Genomic DNA, 20,592 nt, shown 5'->3' with positions numbered 1-20,592 from the left:
TGAACGGGGGCGGTGCGGAGGGTGTCCCCGCGTACGGTGCCGGTGCCGGGGACGGCCTCGGCGGGGTCGCCGCCCGTCCCCGTGATGCGGTTCTGCGCGTCCACGAAGACGACCCGGGGCCGGTGGGTGCGGGCCTCGGCGTCCTGCATCTGCCCGTACCCGATGAGGATCACCAGGTCGCCGGGGTGCACCAGCCGCGCGGCGGCGCCGTTGATCCCGATCACCCCGCTGCCGCGCGGACCGGCGATGGTGTACGTCTCCAGCCGGGCGCCGTTGTCGATGTCGACGATGTGGACCAGCTCGCCGGGCAGCAGGTCGGCGGCGTCCAGCAGATCCTGGTCGACGGTGACCGAGCCGACGTAGTGCAGGTCGGCCTGGGTCACCGTGGCACGGTGGATCTTTGACTTCAGCATGGTGCGGAGCATGGGTCACGCCTCCAGTGATGAGTGCATGCCGTGGGTGGCTCTGGACGTGGGTGGCTCTAGAAGTGGATCCGTACGTTGTCGATCAGGCGGGTGGCGCCCACCCGGGCCGCGACCGCCAGGACGGCCTCCCCGGTGTGGTCGTCGGCCGCCTCGGTGAAGTCGGCGGGGTCGATCAGCGCGAGGTAGTCCAGCACCACCGGGGGTGCCGCCTCGGCGGCGGCGTCCAGCACCGCGCGGGCCGCCCGCCGGACGGCGGCCGGTCCTCCGGGCGCCGCCGCAGCGCCGGTGAGCAGCGCCCGCGACAGCTCGCGGGCGGAGATCCGCTCCACGGCCGACAGATAGCGGTTGCGGCTGGAGAGCGCGACCTGGTCGCTCTCCCGGACGGTGGGCACCCCGACGATCTCCACCGGGAAGTTGAGGTCGACGGCCATCCGGCGGATCACCGCCAGTTGCTGGGCGTCCTTCTCGCCGAACCAGGCCAGATCGGGCCGGATGAGGTGCAGCAGCTTGGCCACCACCGTGCACACCCCGTCGAAGTGGCCGGGCCGGGAGGCGCCCTCGTACCGCTCCCCCATCGGACCGGCCGCGATCCGCACCTGCGGCTCGCCGCCCGGGTAGACCTCCTCGACGGCGGGGGCGAAGACGATGTCGGCGCCCGCCGCCTCGGCGAGCTCCACATCGGCGTCCAGGGTGCGCGGATAGCGGTCCAGGTCCTCGCCGGGGCCGAACTGCAACGGGTTGACGAAGACGGTGACCACCACGGTCCCGGCGGCGCCGACCCGCTCCCGGGCGGCCCGGATCAGCGCGGCATGCCCCCGGTGCAGGGCGCCCATGGTCATCACCACGCCGCGCTCGCCGTCACTCGCCGCCAGCCGCTTCCGCAGCTCCCGGCCGGTGTGCAGCAGCTCCGCCATCATGCGTCCTTCCGGTCGTCGGCCAGCACCCCGAGCAGCGCCTCCGCCGCGTCCGCGCGGAGCATCCCGGTGGCCAGCGCGCGGTCGGCGGTGGCCCGCGCCATCGCCCGGTACGCCTCCAGCGCCTGCGGCGAGACCCGGCGCAGCTGGTCAAGGTGCTGCCGTACGGTGCCCGCGTCGCCGCGCGCCACCGGGCCGGTGAGCGCTCCGTCGCCGCTGCGCAGGGCGTTGTCCAGGGCGGCGCCGAGCAGCGGGCCCAGCATCCGGCCGGGCTCGGCGACCCCGGCGGCGCGCAGCAGCTCCTGGGCCTGGGCGACCAGGGTGACCAGGTGGTTGGCGCCATGGGCGAGCGCCGTGTGGTAGAGCGGCCGGACCTCCTCCGGCACCCACTCGGGCTCGCCGCCCATCTCCACCACCAGCGCCTCGGCCACCGGCCGCAGCTCCTCCGGGGCGGTCACTCCGAACGGGCAGCCGGCCAGCCGGGCCACGTCCACCGAGGTGCCGGTGAAGGTCATCGCCGGGTGCAGGGCCAGCGGCAGGGCGCCGACCCGGAGGACGGGCTCCAGTACGGCGACCCCGTGGGCGCCCGAGGTGTGCACCAGGATCTGCCCGGGCCGCACCGCGCCGGTGGCGGCCAGGCCCGCCGCCAGGTCGGCCAGCGCGTCATCGGGGACGGTGAGCAGCACCAGGTCGGCGGCGGCCAGCACCTGAGGGGGCGTCACCAGGCGGACGCCGGGCAGCAGGTTCTCGGCGCGGCGCCGGGAGGCGGCGGAGACCCCGGAGGCGGCCACCACCCGGTGGCCGGCGAGTTGCAGCGCGGCACCGAGCGCCGGGCCCACCCGCCCGGTGCCGACCACGCCCACGGCCAGCCGGGCGGGCCGGTTGCCGGGGTCGGTGGGGTCGCCGAACTCGAAATCGGGCAGCCCTGCGGGGTTCACCCCGTCGTCGGGTTGGTTCACGGCTCTGATCCGACCTTCATCCGTTCCAGTCCTCTTCGGGTACCGGACGTACCCCGCCATGGTACGGAAGTACCGCCTCACGGCCACCCCGCCCACCTGTGGCGGGGCGCACACGGCCCGCCCGGCTCCCCGGGTGAGGCATGATCCCGCCATGGACGAGGAGCGGAAGAGGCGGGCCGCGCTGCTGCGCGGCTGCGCCAAGGTGTTGTCGCAGGGACGGCCGCAGACCATGCGGGAGCGGCTGGCGGAGCTGGCGGGCGCGGGCGGCGAGCTGTTCGGCCCGGACGGCGTTGACGGTCTGGACGGTCTGGACGGCCTGGACGGTCTGCCGGACGTCTACGGCGACGGGCCGGTGGCCCGGCTGGAGCAGCGCACGGCGGAGCTGCTGGGCTTCGAGGACGCGGTCTTCTTCCCCACCGGCACCATGGCGCAGCAGGTGGTCCTGCGCTGCTGGGCGGAGCGCACCGGCAGCCGCACGGTGGCGATGCACCCGCTGGCCCACCCGGAGGTGCATGAGCGGCAGGCGTACTCGGCGCTGAGCGGGCTGCGCAGCATCTGGCCGACGACCGCGCCACGGCTGCCGACGGCGGCGGAGGTGCGGGGGCTGGACGAGCCGTTCGGGACGCTGATGCTGGAGCTGCCGCTGCGGGACGCCGGCTTTGTGCTGCCGTCCTGGGAGGGGCTGTGCGGGGCGGTGGACGCGGCGCGCGAGCGGGAGGCGGTGGTCCACTTCGACGGGGCGCGGCTGTGGGAGTCCCCCGGCCACTTCGGGCGGACGCTGGCCGAGGTGGCCGGGCTCGCGGACTCGGTCTATGTGTCGTTCTACAAGTCGCTGGGCGGCCTGTCGGGTGCGGCGGTCGCCTGCTCGACCGAGGTCGCCGCGCAGTGCCGGGCCTGGCGCCACCGCTACGGCGGCCAGCTGTTCCAGCAGTGGCCGGCGGTGCTGGCCGCGCTGCTGGGGCTGGAGCGGGAACTGCCCCGGCTGCCGGAGTACGTCGCGCACGCCAAGGTGGTCGCGGCGGCACTGTCCAAGGCGTTCTCCGAGGCGCCCGGGGCCAGGGTGCACCCGGAGCCGCCGCACACCCACCAGTTCCAGCTGTGGCTGCCGCACTCGGCCGAGGCGCTGAACGCGGCCGGGACGCAGCTGGCGGAGGAGACCGGGCGGGCGCTCTTCGGCGGCTGGCGGGAGTCGCTGCTGCCGGGGCTGTCGATGACCGAGGTGACGGTGGCGGCGAGCGCGCTGGAGTGGTCGCCCGAGGAGGTCGCCGAGGCTGCGGCGGAGCTGCTGGAGCGGCTGCCCCGGTGACCCCGGACCGCCCGGTGGCGGCCCCGCGTCAGACGGGGCCGCCGGCCCGGACCAGACCGGTCTCATAGGCGAGTACCACGGCCTGCACCCGGTCGCGCAGCCCCAGCTTGGCGAGGATGCGGCCGACATGGGTCTTCACCGTGGCCTCGGAGAGGGTCAGCCGGGCGGCGATCTCCCCGTTGGACAGGCCCTGCGCGACCAGCAGGAAGACCTCCCGCTCCCGCTCGGTGAGCCGGGCCAGGGCGGGGGCGTCGGCGGGGCTGTGCGGGCCGGGCAGCACATCGGCGAAGCGGTCGATCATGCGGCGGGTGGTGGTCGGGGCCACCACCGCGTCGCCACCGTGCACGGAGCGGATCGCGGCGACCAGTTCGGGCGGCGGTACGTCCTTGAGCAGAAAGCCGCTGGCCCCGGCCTTGAGCGCGGCGAAGGCGTACTCGTCCAGGTCGAAGGTGGTCAGTATCAGCACCCGGGGCGCGTTCGGCCGTGGGTGGCCGCCGGGGTCCAGGCAGATCCGGCTGGTGGCCTCGACCCCGTCCATCCGGGGCATCCGCACATCCATCAGGATCACATCCACCTCGGCGCCGCCCTCCAGCACCTCCAGGGCCTGGAAGCCGTCGCCCGCCTCGGCGGCGATCCGGATGTCGCCCTGCGACTGCAGCACCATGCGGAAGCCGGTACGGAGCAGTTCCTGGTCGTCGACGAGCATCACACGGATGGTCATGGGCGGCGGCTCTCCTCGGGGTTGTGCTCGGTGGGGGGGTCGTGGGTGGGGGTGCGCGGTCAGGCGGCGGTCACGGTCTTGAGCGGCAGGACGGCGCGAATCCGGAAGCCGCCCCCGGGGCGTGGCCCCGCGTCCAGCCTGCCGCCCACCATGCCGACCCGCTCCCGCATGCCGATCAGGCCGTGGCCCTGCCCGTCGGCGCCGCCCCGCTCGTACAGCTCGGCTGCGGAGCCCCGGCCGTCGTCCTGGACCAGCACGTCCACGGTCCCGTCGCCGAAGCGGATGTGGACGTCGGCGCGGGCGTCCGGGCCGCCGTGCTTGCGCACATTGGTGAGCGCCTCCTGGACGATGCGGTACGCGGTGAGCTCCACCCCGCGCGGCAGCGGGCGCGGGCTGCCCTCCAGGGTGAAGTCCACCGGCAGGCCCGCCCCCCGGACCTGCTCCAGCAGATCCGGCAACTGCTCCACACCGGGCTGCGGCACATACTCGCCCTCGCCCGGGTCCGCCGACCGCAGCACCCCCAGCAGCCTCCGCATCTCGTCCAGCGCCTGGCGCCCGGTGGAGGCGATGGTGGCCAGCGCCTCCTTGGCCTGCTCGGGCGAGGCGTCCAGGACATAGGCCGCGCCATCGGCCTGGACCACCATCACCGAGACGTTGTGCGCCACCACATCGTGCAGTTCGCGGGCGATCCGGGCGCGCTCGGCGGCGACGGCCACCTTGGCCCGGGCGTCGCGCTCGCGCTCCAGCCGGGCGGCGCGGTCCTCCAGCTCCCCGTAGTAGGCGCGGCGGATGCGGGTGAGCCGGCCCAGCGCCCAGCAGAGCACAAACGGCGCCGAGAGCAGCATGCTGACCAGCAGCGTCTGGCCGGGCTGGTGGACATTGGGGTCGCTCTGGCCGAACCGCCACAGGGCGAGCGGCCCCGCCACCAGGCCGACCGCCAACGCCGTCCGGGAGGCCCAGCGGGAGCCGAAGGCGGCGGCCGTGTACGCCAGCACCAGCAGCGCGATGTCGGAGAAGCCGGGCACCCAGGCGGCGGCCACCTGCGTCAGCCCGATGGCGACCCCGCCGAGCAGCGCGGCGTCCGGATAGCGGCGGCGTACGGCCATCAGCAGGGCCAGCGGCAGCACGATCAGCGCCCAGGGACGCCCGAGGTAGCTGGACCCGCCGTCGTCGCTCTCCCCGAACAGCACGCTGGAGCCCAGCAGCAGCAGCGCCCATGCGCTGTCGACCAGCGCGGGGTGCCTGCGGAGCCAGGAGTAGAGGTGCTGCACGCTTCCCAGCCTAGGCAGCCCCGGGAGGGGGTTTGGTCCACCGCCAGGGCGATCCGCCCTACTCCCCAGGATGGAGACGCGGGGGCCGGGGTGGGGCAGGGTAGCGTCCGGGGCATGAGCTGGACGGGTTGGCGGGAGGCCACGCAGCGGGCGCTGTACGGCGAGGGCGGCTTCTACCGCCGTCCGGAGGGGCCGGCCGGGCACTTCCGGACGTCGGTGCACGCCTCGGCGCGGTTCGCGGAGGCGGTGGCCCGGCTGCTGGCGGAGGTGGACGAGGAGCTGGGCCGACCGGCCGAGGTGGCCCTGGTGGACGTCGGGGCGGGCCGGGGCGAGCTGCTGCGCGGGGTACTGGCGGCGGTGCGGCGGGACCGCCCCGCGCTGGCGGCGCGGCTGCGGCCGCACGGGGTGGAGGTGGCGGACCGGCCGGCCGGGCTGCCGGCGGAGGTGGCGTGGTCCACGGCGCTGCCGCAGGGCGTCTCGGGGCTGCTCTTCGCCAATGAGTGGCTGGACAACGTGCCCCTGGACATCGCCGAGGTGGACGGCGACGGGGTGCTGCGCCTCGTGGAGGTGGACCCGGCGACCGGGGCCGAGCGGCTGGCCGGGCCGCCGGCCGGTCCTGACGCCGCCTGGGCGGCGCGGTGGTGGCCGGATGCGGCGGAGCCGGGCCACCGGGTGGAGCTGGGCGGCCCCCGTGACGCGGCGTGGGCCTCGGCGGTGGCCTCGCTGGAGCGCGGCGCCGCGGTGGCGGTGGACTATGCGCATGGGGCGTGGGACCGGCCGCCGTTCGGGACGCTGGCCGGGTTCCGCGATGGCCGCGAGGTGTGTCCCGTACCGGACGGCCGCTGCGATGTGACCGCCCATGTGGCACTGGACGCCTGCGCCGCCGCCGGTACGGGCGCGGGTACGGGCGCGGGCGTCGTCCACAGCCTGTGGACGACCCAGCGGGAGGCACTGCGGGCGCTGGGCGTCGGCGGGGCCCGGCCGCCGCTGGCGCTGGCCTCCACCGACCCCGCCGGGTACCTGCGGGCGCTGTCCGGGGCCGGGGAGGGCGCGGAACTCACCGACCCGGCGGGGCTGGGCGGCTTCGGCTGGCTGGTGCAGACGGTCCGCATGCCGGTACCGGGCAGCCTGCGGAGAGCCCGGGAGTGGCAGACTTGCCGGTCATGAGGGAGACCACGGTCGGCATCGGCTCCGGTGCGGAGAACGTCACCGAGTTCGGCACCAGCGACATGGTGCTCAACATCGGCCCGCAGCACCCGTCCACGCACGGGGTGCTGCGGCTGAAGCTGGTGCTGGACGGTGAGCGGATCGTGGCCGCCGAGCCGGTGATCGGCTATATGCACCGGGGCGCGGAGAAGCTCTTCGAGGCCCGCGACTACCGGCAGATCATCATGCTCGCCAACCGGCACGACTGGCTGTCGGCGTTCGCCAACGAGCTGGGCGTGGTGCTGTCGGTGGAGCGGATGCTCGGCATGGAGGTGCCCGAGCGCGCGGTCTGGGCGCGGACCCTGCTGGCCGAGCTGAACCGGGTGCTCAACCACCTGATGTTCCTCGGCTCGTACCCGCTGGAGCTGGGCGGCATCACCCCCGTCTTCTACGCCTTCGAGAGCCGCGAGACGCTCCAGCACGTCATGGAGGAGGCGTCCGGCGGGCGCATGCACTACATGTTCAACCGGGTCGGCGGCCTCAAGGAGGACCTGCCGGCCGGTTGGCTCGGCCGGGTCCGGGCGGCGGTCGCCCAGGTGCGCTCGCAGATGCACCGCATCGACGACCTGGTGCTGGGCAATGAGATCTTCCGGGGCCGCACGGCCGGTGTCGGCGTGCTGGCGCCCGAGCTGGTGCACGCGTACGGGGTGAGCGGGCCGATCGCCCGCGCCTCCGGGGTCGACTTCGACCTGCGGCGCGACGAGCCGTACCTGGCGTACGGGGAGCTGGGCGACGTGCTGCGGGTGGCCGTCCGGGAGGAGGGCGACTGCCTGGCCCGCTTCGAGTGCCTGCTGGAGCAGACCCACAACTCCCTCGACCTGGCCGACGCCTGCCTGGACCGGCTCGCCGGACTGCCCCCGGGGCCCGTGAACCAGCGGCTGCCCAAGGTGCTCAAGGCCCCCGAGGGCCACACCTACACCTGGACCGAGAACCCGCTCGGCGTCAACGGCTACTACCTGGTCTCGCGCGGCGACAAGACGCCGTGGCGGCTCAAGCTGCGGTCCGCCTCGTACAACAACATCCAGGCGCTCACCGAACTGCTGCCGGGCACGCTGGTCGCCGACATGGTGGCGATCCTCGGGTCGATGTTCTTCGTCGTGGGCGACATCGACAAGTAGGCGCTGCTGCTACTGGACGGCGCGCAGCGCGCGCAGATCCAGCCGCTCGGTGGCGTCGTGCTCGGTCAGGTCCACCACCTCGGCAGCGGCCCGCTGCGGCGCTTCCCGCACGCCGTCCTCCGCCGGGGCGGCGGGCTGCTCCTGCCCGGTGCCGGTGCCCGTGCCCGTGCCCGTGTAGCGGGCCTGCGCGGCGACGGCCTCGTCACCGACCACATCGCTGATGTCGCCGACGGCCGGGGCCTCGCCGGTACGGCCGAAGAAGCTGAACCCGGCGGTACGGGCGGCCACCACGGGCCGGGGGCGCTGCCGCTCCACGGGCACGATCGCTGTCGCCGGGCTGCTGGGCATGTGCTCGGGGGTGGCGGCTGCGGCCCGGGCGGAGGCTGCTGCGGCCGGGGCCGCGAACAGCGTTGCGGCGGTACGGCCTGCGGCGGCGTCGCGGCGGCGCCGGTTCTCGGCCTCCACCTGCGCGGCGACCCGCTGGGCCTGCTGCACGGCGGCGCGGCGCTCCAGGGTCCGCAGCACGGCGGCGGCCCGGACGAACGCGGTCGGCGTCACCGGGTGGCGGCCGGCACTCTGCGCGGCGGCACGGCGGCGCGCGGCCTCGGCCTCCTTCACGGCCTGCTCGGCGGCCAGCACGGCGCGCTCCCGCAGCAGCCGGGCGTTCTCGGTCTCCGCACGGGCGAGCCGGGACTTCTCCACGGCCAGTCGGCGGCCCAGCCGGGAGACCCGCTCCTCGGCCACCTCCACGGCGTACTCCAGCTCGGCGATCTGCTCCTCGTGGCGCTCCTCGACGCGCTGCCGCGCGATGGCGGCGGCATCCATCGCCCGCTCGCCCGCCTGGTCCCGCCTGCGCAGCAGCACCGCCCCGGCGAGCGCGGCGGCGATGGCGGCCACGCCGACCACCCGGAGCACCGCCGGATCGTCGCTCAGCAGCACGGCCGCCCCGGCGGCGCAGGCAAGCACCCCGACGGCGAGCGGAGGAAGGAGCCTGCTCAGGGTCGACGATTGACGATGACGTCCGCGTGGCATGGCCAAAAACTAGCGTGCCCTTCCCGGCCATGTCAGCCGCCGGGCCGGATCGTATCGCGACGGGGACAATCGGCTACCGTACGCATCCACGTGATCACCGACCCGGCGCATCCCCTGGCCCGCGCCGGGCCGCCGGGGACAGCAGGCAGCCGGGCCGGCCCGCCGGGGTCAGCGGGCGGCTGGGGCGGTGGGGTCGTCGTCGTGGTCCTCGGGGAGGCGGCAGATGTGCTGCAACCAGAGCGCTGCGGCGATCACGGCGATGCCCGCCAGTACGGTGAAGCCGGCTGTGACCGCCTGGGCCTTGCGGGCCGGCTGGTCGAGCTGGGAGAGCAGGAAGACCCCGGCGCCGCCGTAGACGCCCACCGCCAGCGCGGCGACCAGGGCACTGGCCTGGCCCAGGACCACGGCGCGGGCCGCGCTCAGCGGGTCCACGCCCTTGGCGTCCGGCTCGCGGTCCCGCTGGGCCCGCAGCCGGGCCCGGATCGAGACCGCGGCGGCCAGCAGCACCACCGCGACCACGGCGAGCACCACCGGGGCGGCGGCGGGCACGCCCGGCAGGTCACCGAGGGAGTCCCAGAGCTTGGCGCCCGCCCAGGAGAGCACTCCGGAGACCACGGCGATACCGACCAGCAGGGCAGGGCGAAGCGGCTTCACGCGGGAGGCGTCCTTCCGGGAGGGACAGGCGGCGGGGCACTGATCACCGTACTGAGGCAGAACGTCCAGCTCCCCGCCGCCTGTTCCGGGCGGACGGCACGCTACTCCGGAAGCCTCAGGTCCAGGTCGTCGCGGCGCCGCACACCCTCCGTGTCGACCTCCTTGAGCAGCGCCGCCACCGGACCCCGGCCGGGCAGCTCCGCCTCGGGCTCGGCGTCGTTCCACGGGGCCAGCACAAAGGCCCGCTCATGGGCGCGCGGGTGCGGCAGGGTCAGCTCTGCGGTGTCGGAGACCACCCCGTCGTAGGCGACGATGTCGACGTCCAGCGTGCGCGGGCCCCAGCGGACCTCGCGGGTGCGGCTGAAGGCGTCCTCCACCGCATTGGCCCGCTCCAGCAACGAGCCGGGGCCCAGCGTGGTGCGCAGCACGACCACGGCGTTGAAGTAGCTGGGCTGGCCCGCCGGGCCGCCCACCGCCTCGGTCTCGTAGACCGGCGAGACGGCCGTCACCCGGACACCCGGGGTGTCCTCCAGGGCGTCCACCGCGCCCTGCAACGTCTCCAGGCGGTTGCCCAGGTTGCTGCCCAGGGCGATCACGGCCCGCTGAGGGTTGTGCAGGGTACTGTCCGCGGAGTCGACGGTGTGCTCGACGTCGAGCGGTACCGGCGAGGTCGTCGGGTCGCTGCTCATCTGGATTACCTCGCTTCGTCCCGAAGGCGGGCGGCGCAGCACGTCACACGCGGCTCCGGTGGATGGTGATGGTCACGTCGTCGAACGGCACGGTGATCGGGGCGTCCGGCTTGTGCACGGTCACCTCCACCTCCTGCACCGGGTCGTGCTTCAGGCACTGGTCGGCGATGCGCTGCGCCAGGGTCTCGATCAGGTCCACCGGGTCGCCGGAGACGATGGCGGTGACCTCCTCCGCGACGATCCCGTAGTGCGCCGTACGGGTCAGATCGTCGCTCTCGGCCGCCGGACGGGTGTCCATGTGGAGCACGACGTCCACGACGAAGGTCTGCCCCTCTTCGCGCTCCCGCTCGAAGACGCCGTGGTGGCCGCGGGCACGCAGGCCGCGCAGTGCGACACGGTCCAGCAATCGAATCACTCCAGAGACAGAACACCGGCAGGCCCCGTTGCCCGCCGGTACCGAATCTACCGTCGGGCTCGGACAGGGCCCACGGGGCGCCTACGGCGGCCGGAGCCGTCCTACCCAGCGGCGGCGGGCCTCACGCCTCGCCGACCCCTCGCTGCTGGTGAACATCCGGTGCCCGGGCGCACATTCCCCACCCGGGCCGCTCAGTCCTCGTCCTCCTCGTCACCGCTGGTCAGGACCGGTGAACCATGGTGCGACCAGAGCCGCCAGCCGTCGGCGGTGCGCCGGAAGAGGTTGCTGGCGATGACCTTCCCGCCGACCAGCGGACCCAGCTCGCCCTCCTGCTCGGCCTCGCCGCTGGAGAGGATGTTCTCCGTACAGGTGACAAGTGCCACATCCCCGACCAGTTCCACCTCCACATCGGTGAGGAAGAACTGGATGTACTCGGTGTTGGCCATGATCAGCATGTAGGAGCGCAGCACCCGGGCCCGGCCGCGCAGCATCGGCCACCCGGGGTGCACGCAGACCACCCCGCCGGCGTCGTCGGCGTCCGCCCCGGAGAGCCAGACCTCGGTGAGCGCATCGGCGTCGCCGCGCTCCAGCGACTCGTACAGCGCGGTGTTGGCGGCCAGTACCGCCTCCCGGTCCGCCGCCTCCGCGTCCCGGCCGGGCGCGGTCACTCCGCGGCCTGCTGCCAGGCGGCGACCACCCGGACGGCGTCGGCGGTGGCCCGGACGTCGTGCACCCGCACCGCCCAGGCGCCGGCCTGCGCGGAGAGCGCCGACACGGCGGCGGTGGCGTCGTCCCGCTGCCGCGCCGGGCGGGGCTCACCGGTGGCCGGGTCGGCCAGCAGCGCGCCCAGGAACCGCTTGCGGGAGGCCGCGACCAGGACCGGCCGCCCCAGCGAGAGGACCGCGTCCAGACCGCCCAGCAGCGCCCAGTCGTGCGCGGCGTCCTTGGCGAACCCCAGCCCGGGGTCGATGATCACCTGCTCGGGCCGCACCCCCGCCGCCACCACGGCCTCCATCCGGCGCTGAAGCTCCTTCACCACCTCGCCCACCACATCGTCATAGACGGCGAGCCGGTTCATGTCGGTCGAGTGCCCGCGCCAGTGCATCACCACGAACGGCACACCGGTCTCCGCGGCGACCCGGGCCATCCGGGCGTCGGCCAGGCCGCCGGAGACGTCGTTGACGATCGCGGCGCCCGCCGCCACCGCCTGCTCGGCCACGGCCGCCCGCATGGTGTCGACGCTGATCACGGCACCGGCTGCGGCCAGCTCGCGGATCACCGGGATCACCCGGCGCAGCTCCTCCTCCTCGGTGACCCGGACCGCGCCCGGCCGGGTGGACTCGCCGCCGACGTCGACCAGGTCGGCACCCTGTGCCACCAGGTTGAGCCCGTGCGCCACTGCGGCGGCGGGATCCAGCCACCGTCCGCCGTCGGAGAAGGAGTCCGGGGTGACATTGACGACACCCATCACGGCGCAGCGGTCCAGCGGGGTCAGGCCGGGCAGTGCCGGGGCGGCGGGAGTGCTCATGGGGCCATTATCTGCCCCGCCGCGCCCGGTCAGGCGGCCAGCTGGGTCCGCTGCGCCTCCGCCGCAGTGCCCTCGCGCAGCTTGCGGCGGCCGAAGCGCGGCCGGCCCAGGGTGATGAACGCCTCCGCCTGCATCGCCGCGAAGCCGATCCGGGGCAGGTCGCGGGCGGTCGGATAGACCAGGAAGCGCGGCTCCCACTCCGGCTGGAACTTGGCGTTGAACTTGTACAGCGACTCGATCTGGAACCAGCGGGAGAGGAAGACCAGCAGCCCGCGCCAGGCGCGCAGCACCGGCCCGGCGCCCAGCCGCTCGCCCCGGGCCAGCGCCGAGCGGAACATCGCGAAGTTCAGCGACACCCGCGTGATCCCCAGGCCCGGGGCGGCTTGCAGGGCGGCCACGATCAGCAGTTCATTGAGGCCCGGGTCGGCCGCCCGGTCCCGGCGCATCAGCTCCAGCGAGATGCCGTCGTCGCCCCAGGGGACGAAGTGCAGCACCGCCTTGAGGTCGCCCAGCAGCGGGTCGTCGGCGGGCTGGTCGGGGTCGGCCGCCCGGTGCGCGGTGACCACCAGGCAGGCGTCGTCGGTGGGGTCGCCGAAGCGGCCCAGCGCCATGGAGAAGCCGCGCTCGGTGTCGGTACCGCGCCAGCGGGCGGCGGCCACGGTGACCCGCTGCCGCTCCTCCGGGGAGAGCTCGGAGACCCGGCGGACCTTGCAGGAGTAGCCGTTCCGCTCGATGCGCTTGACCATCTGCCGGACGTTGCGCATCGCCCGGCCGGAGAGTGAGAAGGCGTCGGTGCGCACGATCGCCTCGTCGCCGAGCTCCAGCGCGTCCAGTCCGGCCTCGCGGGTCCACACCTCGCCGCCGACCTCGCTGCATCCCATCACCGCGGGCACCCAGGCGTGGGCCCGGGCCTCCGCCATGAAGAGCTTGATCGCGCCGGGCCAGGCCTCCACGTCGCCGACCGGGTCGCCCGAGGCCAGCATCACCCCGGAGACCACCCGGTAGGAGATGGCGGCCTTGCCGCTGGGCGAGAAGAGCACGCTCTTGTCGCGGCGCAGCGCGAAGTAGCCGAGCGAGTCGCGCTCGCCGTGCCGGTCGAGCAGCGCCCGTACCTTCTCCTCGTTCTCCGGGCTGAGCACGGCCACCGGCTCGGAGGGGCGCAGCGCCAGGTACGTGGTGGTGAGGGCGGTGAGCAGGCCCAGTGCGGCGAGGGAGTAGCCGACCAGGTCGGAGGTGCGGTCATAGGTGTAGCGGATCGGGCCGTCGAAGCCGAAGAGGCCGTACAGCACCTGCTGCACCCGTTCGCTGAGCCCGGGGTTGCCGATCTCGGTGCGCGGGTGGACGCTCACGATGACCATGCCGAGCAGCACACTGGCGGTGCCCATGCCCAGGAAGTTCCACAGCGCGCGCCAGCGGGTGCGCGGGTCGGCCCGGGCGTAGAACTCGCCTCGGTGGACCAGCATCGCCACCAGCAGCACCAGGGAGACCACGGCCGGTCCGACGGCGTGCCAGCGCATCAGGTGCAGCGCGGCGCTGACCGGCAGCAGCGCCACCACGGCCTGCCAGGCCCGGCGCTTGCGACGACGCAGGGCGTGCGCCAGCAGCACCAGCAGGATGCCGATCATCAGCGACCCGGCGGTGGCCAGCGTGGTCACCCCGCCCGGCAGCATGCCGGCGAGCGCATGCATCCGGCTGTGCCGGAACCGTGGGAAGACCGCCCCGGCGATGTCGAAGAGGCCGACCAGCAACGCGGCTGACCCGACGGCGGACGGTGCCCAGGACCGTGGCGCGGCGGCGGCCTGGTCGCGCAGCGTCTGGAGCCCGGAGCGGCGGCCCGGCTCGGGAGGCGGCTCAGTGGACACGGGTGCGCTCATGGTTATTCAGCGTAGGTGCGGATTCCGGCTCTTCCGTAGATCTCAGGTATGAGAGGTGATGGTTCCTCATGACTACTCCCCCTTTGCACCGTCCCGTGGTCCGGGGGGTGCCGCACTGACGTTCTGTGCCGTGGGACGCACGGCCCCTTGGGGCGGTTCCGCCGGACACACCTTGGCCCGGCGCCGTCGGGGGACGGTGCCGGGCCGGGGTGCCGCTCTCCTACCGCCCTATGATCAGGCTCATCGCCTCGGCCCGGGTGGCGGGGTCGCGCAGCTGGCCCCGGACGGCCGAGGTGAGGGTCTTGGCTCCGGGCTTGCGGATGCCGCGCATCGACATGCACATGTGCTCGCACTCGAAGACCACGATGACGCCGCGCGGCTCCAGGATGCGCATCAGGGCGTCGGCGACCTGGGTGGTCAGCCGCTCCTGGACCTGCGGGCGGCGGGCGTAGACGTCGACCAGGCGGGCGAGCTTGGACAGCCCGGTGATCTTGCCGCTGGTGGACGGGATGTAGCCGACGTGGGCGACGCCCCGGAACGGCACCAGGTGGTGCTCGCAGGTCGAGTAGACCTCGATGTCCTTGACCAGCACCATCTCGTCATGGCCCAGGTCGAAGGTGGTGGTGAGCACGTCCTCCGGCTGCTGCCAGAGCCCGGAGAAGATCTCCTGGTAGGCGCGCGCCACCCGGGCCGGGGTCTCCCGCAGGCCCTCGCGGTCCGGGTCCTCGCCGATCGCTATCAGTAGTTCACGGACCGCGTCCTCGGCCCGCTTCTGGTCGAACACCCCGACGGTCGCCTCACCGTCGAGCGTCACCGGGTCGGTCATGCGGTCCTCGCTTCTGTGATGGAAATGCCGCTCCCCCAGCGTAAAGCGCTGGGGGAGCGGCACTTCTTCCAGGCCCGAGGTAGACCGAGGTCAGCTCCCGGAGGGGGGCTCCTCCAGGGGCGGCAGCTTGACCGTGTCGACCGGGGTGGTGTCCACCGTGGGGGTCGCGGTCTGGCTGCCGTTGGTGAGGGCCAGCTCCTTGGGCGACTGCACCGGCGGCCGGGTGGACGGGGTCCGGCGGGTCGAACCGGTCCAGGCCGGGCGCGGCGGGCGCTTGACGATCGGCTTGAAGATCTCGGCGATCTGCTCCTTGTTCAGCGTCTCCTTCTCCAGGAGGGCCAGAACGAGGTTGTCGAGCACGTCGCGGTTCTCGACCAGGATCTCCCACGCCTCGTTGTGCGCGGTCTCGATGAGCTTCTTGACCTCTTCGTCGACCAGCGCGGCGACCTCTTCCGAGTAGTCGCGCTGGTGACCCATCTCACGTCCGAGGAACGGCTCCGCGTTGTCGGAGCCGAACTTGATGGCCCCGAGCCGCTCGGTCATGCCGTACTGGGTGACCATGGCCCGCGCGGTGGCGGTGGCCTTCTCGATGTCGTTGGCCGCGCCGGTGGTCGGGTCGTGGAAGACCAGCTCCTCCGCCGCCCGGCCGCCCAGCATGTAGGCGAGCTGGTCGAGCATCTCGTTGCGGGTGGTGGAGTACTTGTCCTCGTCCGGCAGGACCATGGTGTAGCCCAGGGCCCGGCCGCGCGACAGGATGGTGATCTTGTGCACCGGGTCGCTGTTGGGCGAGGCCGCCGCCACCAGGGCGTGGCCGCCCTCGTGGTACGCGGTGATCTTCTTCTCCTTGTCGCTCATGATCCGGGTCCGCTTCTGCGGTCCGGCCACGACGCGGTCGATCGCCTCGTCCAGGGTGAAGTTGTCCACCAGCTTCTTGTCGGAGCGGGCGGTCAGCAGCGCGGCCTCGTTGAGCACATTGGAGAGGTCGGCGCCGGTGAAGCCGGGGGTGCGGCGGGCGACGGCCATCAGGTCGACGTCCGGTGCGATCGGCTTCCCCTTCTGGTGCACCTTGAGGATCTCCAGGCGGCCCTGGAGGTCGGGGCGCTCCACGGCGATCTGCCGGTCGAAGCGGCCCGGGCGGAGCAGCGCCGGGTCCAGGATGTCGGGGCGGTTGGTGGCCGCGATGAGGATCACGCCGCCCTTGACGTCGAAGCCGTCCATCTCGACCAGCAGCTGGTTGAGGGTCTGCTCGCGCTCGTCGTGGCCGCCGCCGAGGCCGGCGCCACGGTGCCGGCCGACCGCGTCGATCTCGTCCACGAAGACGATGGCCGGGGCGTTCGCCTTGGCCTGCTCGAAGAGGTCGCGGACGCGCGAGGCGCCGACACCGACGAACATCTCCACGAAGTCGGAGCCGGAGATCGAGTAGAACGGCACCCCGGCCTCGCCGGCCACGGCGCGGGCCAGCAGGGTCTTGCCGGTGCCGGGCGGGCCGTACAGCAGCACGCCCTTGGGGATCTTGGCGCCCACGGCCTGGAACTTGGCCGGCTCCTGGAGGAACTCCTTGATCTCGTGGAGCTCCTCGACCGCCTCGTCCGCGCCCGCCACATCGGCGAAGGTGGTCTTGGGGGTGTCCTTGGTGATCAGCTTGGCCTTGGACTTGCCGAAGTTCATCACCCGGGAGCCGCCGCCCTGCATCTGATTCATCAGGAACAGGAAGACGATCACGATGAAGACGATGGGCAGCATCGACAGCAGGATGCTGAGGAACGCGTTCTGCTTGGTCGGGGAGACGGTGTAGCCGTCGGGGAGCTTCTTGCCCTCCTGGGCGGCCTGAAGCTTGTCGGCGATGGCCACGCCCTGGTTGCCGATGTACGACGCCTTGACGCGGTTGCTGCCGTCGATCTTCTGGTTGTCCTTGAGCTGGATCTTGACCGTGTTCTCGTCACCGGTCGTGATCTGCGCCTGCTTCACCTGCCCGGCATCGATGGCCGCGACCACCTCGCCGGTGTCCACCGTCTTGTAGCCGTTCGACGACGAGACGACCTGCATCAGCACGATGACGGCAAGGACGGCCAGCACGATCCACATGATCGGCGCACGGAAGTATCGTTTGACGTCCATCCATGCGGGGCGTTGCCGCCCCGTCCCTCCTGCCATTCGACGGCGCCGGGCGGCTTCTGTCGTCCGCCGGCGCATCCCGGATGTGTGCTTTCGACCTCTAGCGGTCCCGCTCCGTGGTACGAAGAGCGGTTTATTGGACGGTACCGCAGCCACCCTCTTCAGTGACGAATGCGGACCGCTGGAAGTTGAACGGCGGGAAGCGGCGCTCTGTTCCCGCGCCGCCCCCCGCTCTGCCGCGAGCGGTCTCAGCCGCCGTAGACGTGGGGTGCGAGGGTACCGACGAACGGAAGATTGCGGTACTTCTCCGCGTAGTCCAGGCCATAGCCGACCACGAACTCGTTGGGGATGTCGAAACCGACGTACTTGACGTCGATCTCGACCTTGGCGGCGTCGGGCTTGCGCAGCAGGGTGCAGACCTCCAGCGAGGCCGGCCCCCGGGAGCCGAGGTTGCCGATCAGCCAGGAGAGGGTGAGACCGGAGTCGATGATGTCCTCGACGATCAGCACATCGCGGCCCGCGATGTCGGTGTCGAGGTCCTTGAGGATGCGCACCACGCCGGAGGACCGGGTCCCCATGCCGTACGACGAGACCGCCATCCAGTCCATGGTCACCGGGGTGTGCAGGGCCCGGGCGAGATCCGCCATCACCATCACGGCGCCCTTGAGGACGCCCACGATCAGCAGGTCCCGGCCCGCGTAGTCCTGGTCGATCCGGCCGGCAAGCTCGGCGAGCTTGGCGTCGATCTCTTCCTTGGTGATCAGCACCTTGGCGAGATCGGTGCCCATGTCCTTGTCGTCCACCGCGCGGTACTTCCTCAAGCGTTCGGGGTCTGGGTCCGGAAGAACAGCCTGCCACACCGGCGACGGGCCTCGACGCCCCCGGGCAGGTGGAGCGGTCCCTGACCGCGCCAGCCGGTGACCAGCTGCTCGATCGCCTCCACATGCCGGGCGAAGAGATCACCGGGCGGACTTCCGGCCAGGACGGCGGCGCGGCGCAGCACCCGGCGGCGCACGGCGGGCGGCAGCGCGGCGAGCCTGCCGGTGTCCAGAGCGCCCTCCGGGTCGTCCGGGTCGCGCACCTCCCGCTCGACCCGGTCGGCCCAGGCGTCCAGGGCGTCGGCGTCGTCGCGGAAGAGCCGGGCGGTACGGGCCAGCGCCTCCACGACGCCGCCGCCGAGGTGCTTCTCCAGCACCGGCAGCACCTCGTGGCGGACCCGGGAGCGGGTGAAGGCGGGGTCGGTGTTGTGCGGGTCGTCCCAGACGGTGACGCCCTGCGCGGCGCATGCCTGGCGGGTGGCGGCCCGGTCGACCTCCAGCAGCGGGCGGCGGTAGCGGCCGGCGGCGGCGGGCATCCCGGCGAGGGAGCGGGCCCCGGAGCCGCGGGCGAGGCCGAGCAGCACCGTCTCGGCCTGGTCGTCGCGGGTGTGGCCGAGCAGCACGGCGATGGCGTCATGGCGGGCGGCGGCCTCGTCCAGGGCGGCGTAGCGGGCGGTGCGGGCGGCGTTCTCCGGGCCGCCGAGGCGGCCGACGGCGACGGCGGCGGCCTCGACGGGGTCCAGACCGAGGCCGCGCAGCCGGTCGGCGACCTCCTGGGCGCGGGTGGTGGAGCCGGGCTGGAGGCCGTGGTCGACGGTGACGGCGCCGGCCCGCAGGCCGAGCTTGGGGGCTTCGAAGGCGGTGGCGACGGCCAGGGCCATGGAGTCGGCGCCGCCGCTGCACGCGACGAGCACCAGGGGGGCGTCGGCCGGGGCCTGGGCGCGGGGCAGCCGGGTGGGATCGGCGGAGACCTGGCGGGGCGGGGTGGGGGCGGGGCGGCGAAGGTGCCGCCGGGCGCCGCGTGGGCGGCGAGGTCGGCGAGGGTGCGGCGGACGGCCAGGCGTATCGCTGCGACGGCGGGATGCGGACCCACGGCGGGCTCCTCCTTCGGGACGGGTCGGCCGCGCCCTCCGCCGCGTCCCGGTCGCGGGCCGGGGTGGGGGCGTGTCCTTCCACGGGTGGCTGCGGCGGGCCAGGCTTCGCTTCCGGCGTGTCGATGGGATTGTGCCGGGTATGCCCCGCCTGGCACAGATCGTCGCAGAAGTGCAGCGTCTGCCGGGGTGCCCGCGCCACCGGTACGACAACGGTCCCACGGACGGGTGAATGGAGAAACGGTCCACCGGGCAGATCCGTTCACCCGGGTGGACTCGCGCGGTCCTATCGCGTCAGGTCTGCGCAACCGTCATCCGTGCACAGCCGTCACGGAGGTGCGGCGGCGCCACTTCCGCACCCGCCGTCACATCCGTACCGCCGTCGTATGGGCACCGCCGTCATGTGTGTGGCGCCGTCATGTCTGCACCGCCGTCACTTGTGCACCCGGGAGACCCAGGCGGCGGGGTCGTGGATCTCGTCCCGGGTGGGCAGGGTGTTGGGGGAGGTCCAGACCCGGTTGAAGCCCTCCATGCCGACCCGCTCGACGACCTCCCGGACGAAGGCGGCGCCGTCCTGGTACTGCCTCAGCTTGGCGTCCAGGCCCAGCAGGCGGCGCAGCAGCAGGTCGAGGCGGCCGGCGCCCTTGGCCCGGCGCTGCTGGAACTTCTCCCGGATCTCGGCCACCGAGGGGACGACCTCCGGTCCCACCCCGTCCATCACAAAGTCCGCGTGGCCCTCCAGCAGCGACATCACGGCGGTCAGCCGGGCCAGGATCTCCCGCTGGGCCGGGGTCTGGACCACGTCCAGGATGCCGGTGGGACCGCCGGGGGCACCGTGCTGCGCATGGTCGCCGTGGTCACCGCCGAGGCCCGGGATGGGCAGGCCGCCGGCCAGGCCGCGGGCGGCCTCGGCGAACCGCTCCAGCAGGGTGGCGGGGTCGACATCGGTCTCGGCGAGGAACGCCTGGATCTCCGACTCGACGTGGTCGCGCAGCCAGGGCACGGCCGCGAACTGGGTGCGGTGGGTCTCCTCGTGCAGGCAGACCCAGAGCCGGAAGTCATGCGGGTCGACGTCGAGCTCCCGCTCCACGTGCACGATGTTGGGGGCGACCAGCAGCAGCCGGCCCGCAGTGGCGGCGGCGGGCCGCTGCCCGGGTCCGTCGAAGAGCGCCGCCGGGCTGTCGGGGGCCTCGGCGGGGGCGAAGGTCTCGTACTGGCCCAGCACCTTGGAGGAGAGGAACGCCAGCAGGGCGCCCACCTCCACCCCGGTGACCTTCTCGCCGACGGCGCCCAGCACCGCAGCGCCGGGGACGCCCTCGCGCCGTGCCTGGAGCTTGCTCACCAGCGGCTGGATCACGGTCCGGAAGCCGGCCACATTGGCCTTGACCCAGCCGGGCCGGTCCACGATCAGCACCGGCGTTCCGGCGCCGGGCGAGGAGAGCCCGGTGAACGCCCGGACGTGGGCCTCGGCGTCCCGCGCATGGCGGCGCAGCTCCGCCACGACCTCGCGGGCCCCCTCCCGGGTGATCTCCGGACCGGGCCGCACCAGCCGGGTCGCCGTCGCGACTGCGAGGTTCCAGTCGACCATGTCAGTACGCGCGCTCGTCATGCTTTCACCGTACGTGCTGAC

General features: G+C 73.5%; 18 protein-coding genes and 2 pseudogenes. 3 read left to right on the top strand and 17 right to left on the bottom strand.

What is annotated here, in order from left to right; genetic code table 11:
- Nucleotides 1–8: 8 nt before the first annotated feature.
- The 3 genes and pseudogenes from panD to C7M71_RS17235 all read right to left on the bottom strand — a co-directional run.
- A pseudogene (gene panD / locus C7M71_RS17245) lies at nucleotides 9–425 on the bottom strand (aspartate 1-decarboxylase); the annotation flags it as partial.
- 56 nt (nucleotides 426–481) lie between these two features.
- Nucleotides 482–1,342 carry a pantoate--beta-alanine ligase gene (gene panC / locus C7M71_RS17240; RefSeq protein WP_111493864.1) on the bottom strand — a complete coding sequence of 287 codons (861 nt, stop codon included), beginning with the start codon at nucleotides 1,340–1,342 and terminating at the stop codon, nucleotides 482–484.
- Nucleotides 1,339–2,298, bottom strand: coding sequence for a Rossmann-like and DUF2520 domain-containing protein (locus C7M71_RS17235; RefSeq protein ID WP_407675911.1), 960 nt, complete (start codon nucleotides 2,296–2,298; stop codon nucleotides 1,339–1,341). Before C7M71_RS17235 ends, panC begins: the two co-directional genes overlap by 4 nt.
- 151 nt (nucleotides 2,299–2,449) lie before the next feature.
- Here C7M71_RS17235 and C7M71_RS17230 point away from each other — a divergent pair, with 151 nt between their 5' ends.
- Nucleotides 2,450–3,604 carry a threonine aldolase family protein gene (locus tag C7M71_RS17230; RefSeq protein WP_111493866.1) on the top strand — a complete coding sequence of 385 codons (1,155 nt, stop codon included), beginning with the start codon at nucleotides 2,450–2,452 and terminating at the stop codon, nucleotides 3,602–3,604.
- A gap of 28 nt (nucleotides 3,605–3,632) precedes the next feature.
- Here the strand turns inward: C7M71_RS17230 and C7M71_RS17225 are convergent, their stop codons facing one another.
- The gene (locus tag C7M71_RS17225; RefSeq protein WP_111493868.1) at nucleotides 3,633–4,325 is read right to left on the bottom strand and encodes a response regulator; all 693 of its coding nucleotides are present in this window, start codon (nucleotides 4,323–4,325) and stop codon (nucleotides 3,633–3,635) included.
- Nucleotides 4,326–4,384: 59 nt separating this feature from the next.
- Nucleotides 4,385–5,596 carry a sensor histidine kinase gene (locus tag C7M71_RS17220; protein WP_111493870.1) on the bottom strand — a complete coding sequence of 404 codons (1,212 nt, stop codon included), beginning with the start codon at nucleotides 5,594–5,596 and terminating at the stop codon, nucleotides 4,385–4,387.
- 114 nt (nucleotides 5,597–5,710) lie between these two features.
- Here C7M71_RS17220 and C7M71_RS17215 point away from each other — a divergent pair, with 114 nt between their 5' ends.
- Together C7M71_RS17215 and C7M71_RS17210 are read left to right on the top strand one after the other, a co-directional pair.
- Nucleotides 5,711–6,763, top strand: coding sequence for an SAM-dependent methyltransferase (locus C7M71_RS17215; RefSeq protein WP_114914406.1), 1,053 nt, complete (start codon nucleotides 5,711–5,713; stop codon nucleotides 6,761–6,763).
- Complete coding sequence (locus C7M71_RS17210) at nucleotides 6,760–7,920, top strand: NADH-quinone oxidoreductase subunit D (RefSeq protein WP_111495505.1); 1,161 nt, start codon at nucleotides 6,760–6,762, stop codon at nucleotides 7,918–7,920. Before C7M71_RS17215 ends, C7M71_RS17210 begins: the two co-directional genes overlap by 4 nt.
- A 9-nt stretch (nucleotides 7,921–7,929) precedes the next feature.
- On the opposite strand, the gene C7M71_RS17205 is transcribed toward C7M71_RS17210, so the two are convergent.
- From C7M71_RS17205 to C7M71_RS17150, 12 genes and pseudogenes are all read right to left on the bottom strand, one after another.
- Nucleotides 7,930–8,886 carry a hypothetical protein gene (locus tag C7M71_RS17205; protein WP_114914405.1) on the bottom strand — a complete coding sequence of 319 codons (957 nt, stop codon included), beginning with the start codon at nucleotides 8,884–8,886 and terminating at the stop codon, nucleotides 7,930–7,932.
- Nucleotides 8,887–9,120: 234 nt separating this feature from the next.
- Nucleotides 9,121–9,606 carry a DUF3180 domain-containing protein gene (locus C7M71_RS17200; protein WP_111492412.1) on the bottom strand — a complete coding sequence of 162 codons (486 nt, stop codon included), beginning with the start codon at nucleotides 9,604–9,606 and terminating at the stop codon, nucleotides 9,121–9,123.
- A gap of 101 nt (nucleotides 9,607–9,707) precedes the next feature.
- Nucleotides 9,708–10,295 (bottom strand): 2-amino-4-hydroxy-6-hydroxymethyldihydropteridine diphosphokinase, encoded by a 588-nt coding sequence (gene folK / locus C7M71_RS17195; RefSeq protein WP_111492413.1) that lies wholly within the window; start codon nucleotides 10,293–10,295, stop codon nucleotides 9,708–9,710.
- A gap of 43 nt (nucleotides 10,296–10,338) precedes the next feature.
- A complete protein-coding gene (folB, locus tag C7M71_RS17190) occupies nucleotides 10,339–10,698 on the bottom strand; it encodes a dihydroneopterin aldolase (protein WP_111492423.1) in 360 nt (119 codons plus the stop codon).
- A gap of 203 nt (nucleotides 10,699–10,901) precedes the next feature.
- The gene (locus C7M71_RS17185) at nucleotides 10,902–11,378 is read right to left on the bottom strand and encodes a nuclear transport factor 2 family protein (protein WP_111492414.1); all 477 of its coding nucleotides are present in this window, start codon (nucleotides 11,376–11,378) and stop codon (nucleotides 10,902–10,904) included.
- Entirely contained in the window at nucleotides 11,375–12,238 is an 864-nt protein-coding gene (folP, locus tag C7M71_RS17180; RefSeq protein ID WP_111492415.1) for a dihydropteroate synthase, read from the bottom strand. Before folP ends, C7M71_RS17185 begins: the two co-directional genes overlap by 4 nt.
- Nucleotides 12,239–12,267: 29 nt before the next feature.
- Nucleotides 12,268–14,112 carry a phosphatidylglycerol lysyltransferase domain-containing protein gene (locus C7M71_RS17175; protein ID WP_111492416.1) on the bottom strand — a complete coding sequence of 615 codons (1,845 nt, stop codon included), beginning with the start codon at nucleotides 14,110–14,112 and terminating at the stop codon, nucleotides 12,268–12,270.
- A gap of 220 nt (nucleotides 14,113–14,332) precedes the next feature.
- Nucleotides 14,333–14,938 carry a GTP cyclohydrolase I FolE gene (gene folE / locus C7M71_RS17170; RefSeq protein ID WP_111492417.1) on the bottom strand — a complete coding sequence of 202 codons (606 nt, stop codon included), beginning with the start codon at nucleotides 14,936–14,938 and terminating at the stop codon, nucleotides 14,333–14,335.
- A gap of 90 nt (nucleotides 14,939–15,028) precedes the next feature.
- A complete protein-coding gene (gene ftsH / locus C7M71_RS17165) occupies nucleotides 15,029–17,056 on the bottom strand; it encodes an ATP-dependent zinc metalloprotease FtsH (RefSeq protein WP_111492418.1) in 2,028 nt (675 codons plus the stop codon).
- 245 nt (nucleotides 17,057–17,301) lie between these two features.
- Complete coding sequence (hpt, locus tag C7M71_RS17160; protein WP_111492419.1) at nucleotides 17,302–17,856, bottom strand: hypoxanthine phosphoribosyltransferase; 555 nt, start codon at nucleotides 17,854–17,856, stop codon at nucleotides 17,302–17,304.
- 14 nt (nucleotides 17,857–17,870) lie between these two features.
- Nucleotides 17,871–18,964: pseudogene (gene tilS / locus C7M71_RS17155) on the bottom strand (tRNA lysidine(34) synthetase TilS).
- A gap of 431 nt (nucleotides 18,965–19,395) precedes the next feature.
- Complete coding sequence (locus C7M71_RS17150) at nucleotides 19,396–20,571, bottom strand: zinc-dependent metalloprotease (RefSeq protein ID WP_229758775.1); 1,176 nt, start codon at nucleotides 20,569–20,571, stop codon at nucleotides 19,396–19,398.
- Nucleotides 20,572–20,592 lie beyond the last annotated feature (21 nt).

The organism is Peterkaempfera bronchialis (genome assembly GCF_003258605.2).
Lineage (GTDB): Bacteria > Actinomycetota > Actinomycetes > Streptomycetales > Streptomycetaceae > Peterkaempfera > Peterkaempfera bronchialis.
The sequence above is the reverse complement of the archived record's forward strand: the minus strand, read 5'-3'. Positions and strand labels throughout refer to the sequence as shown.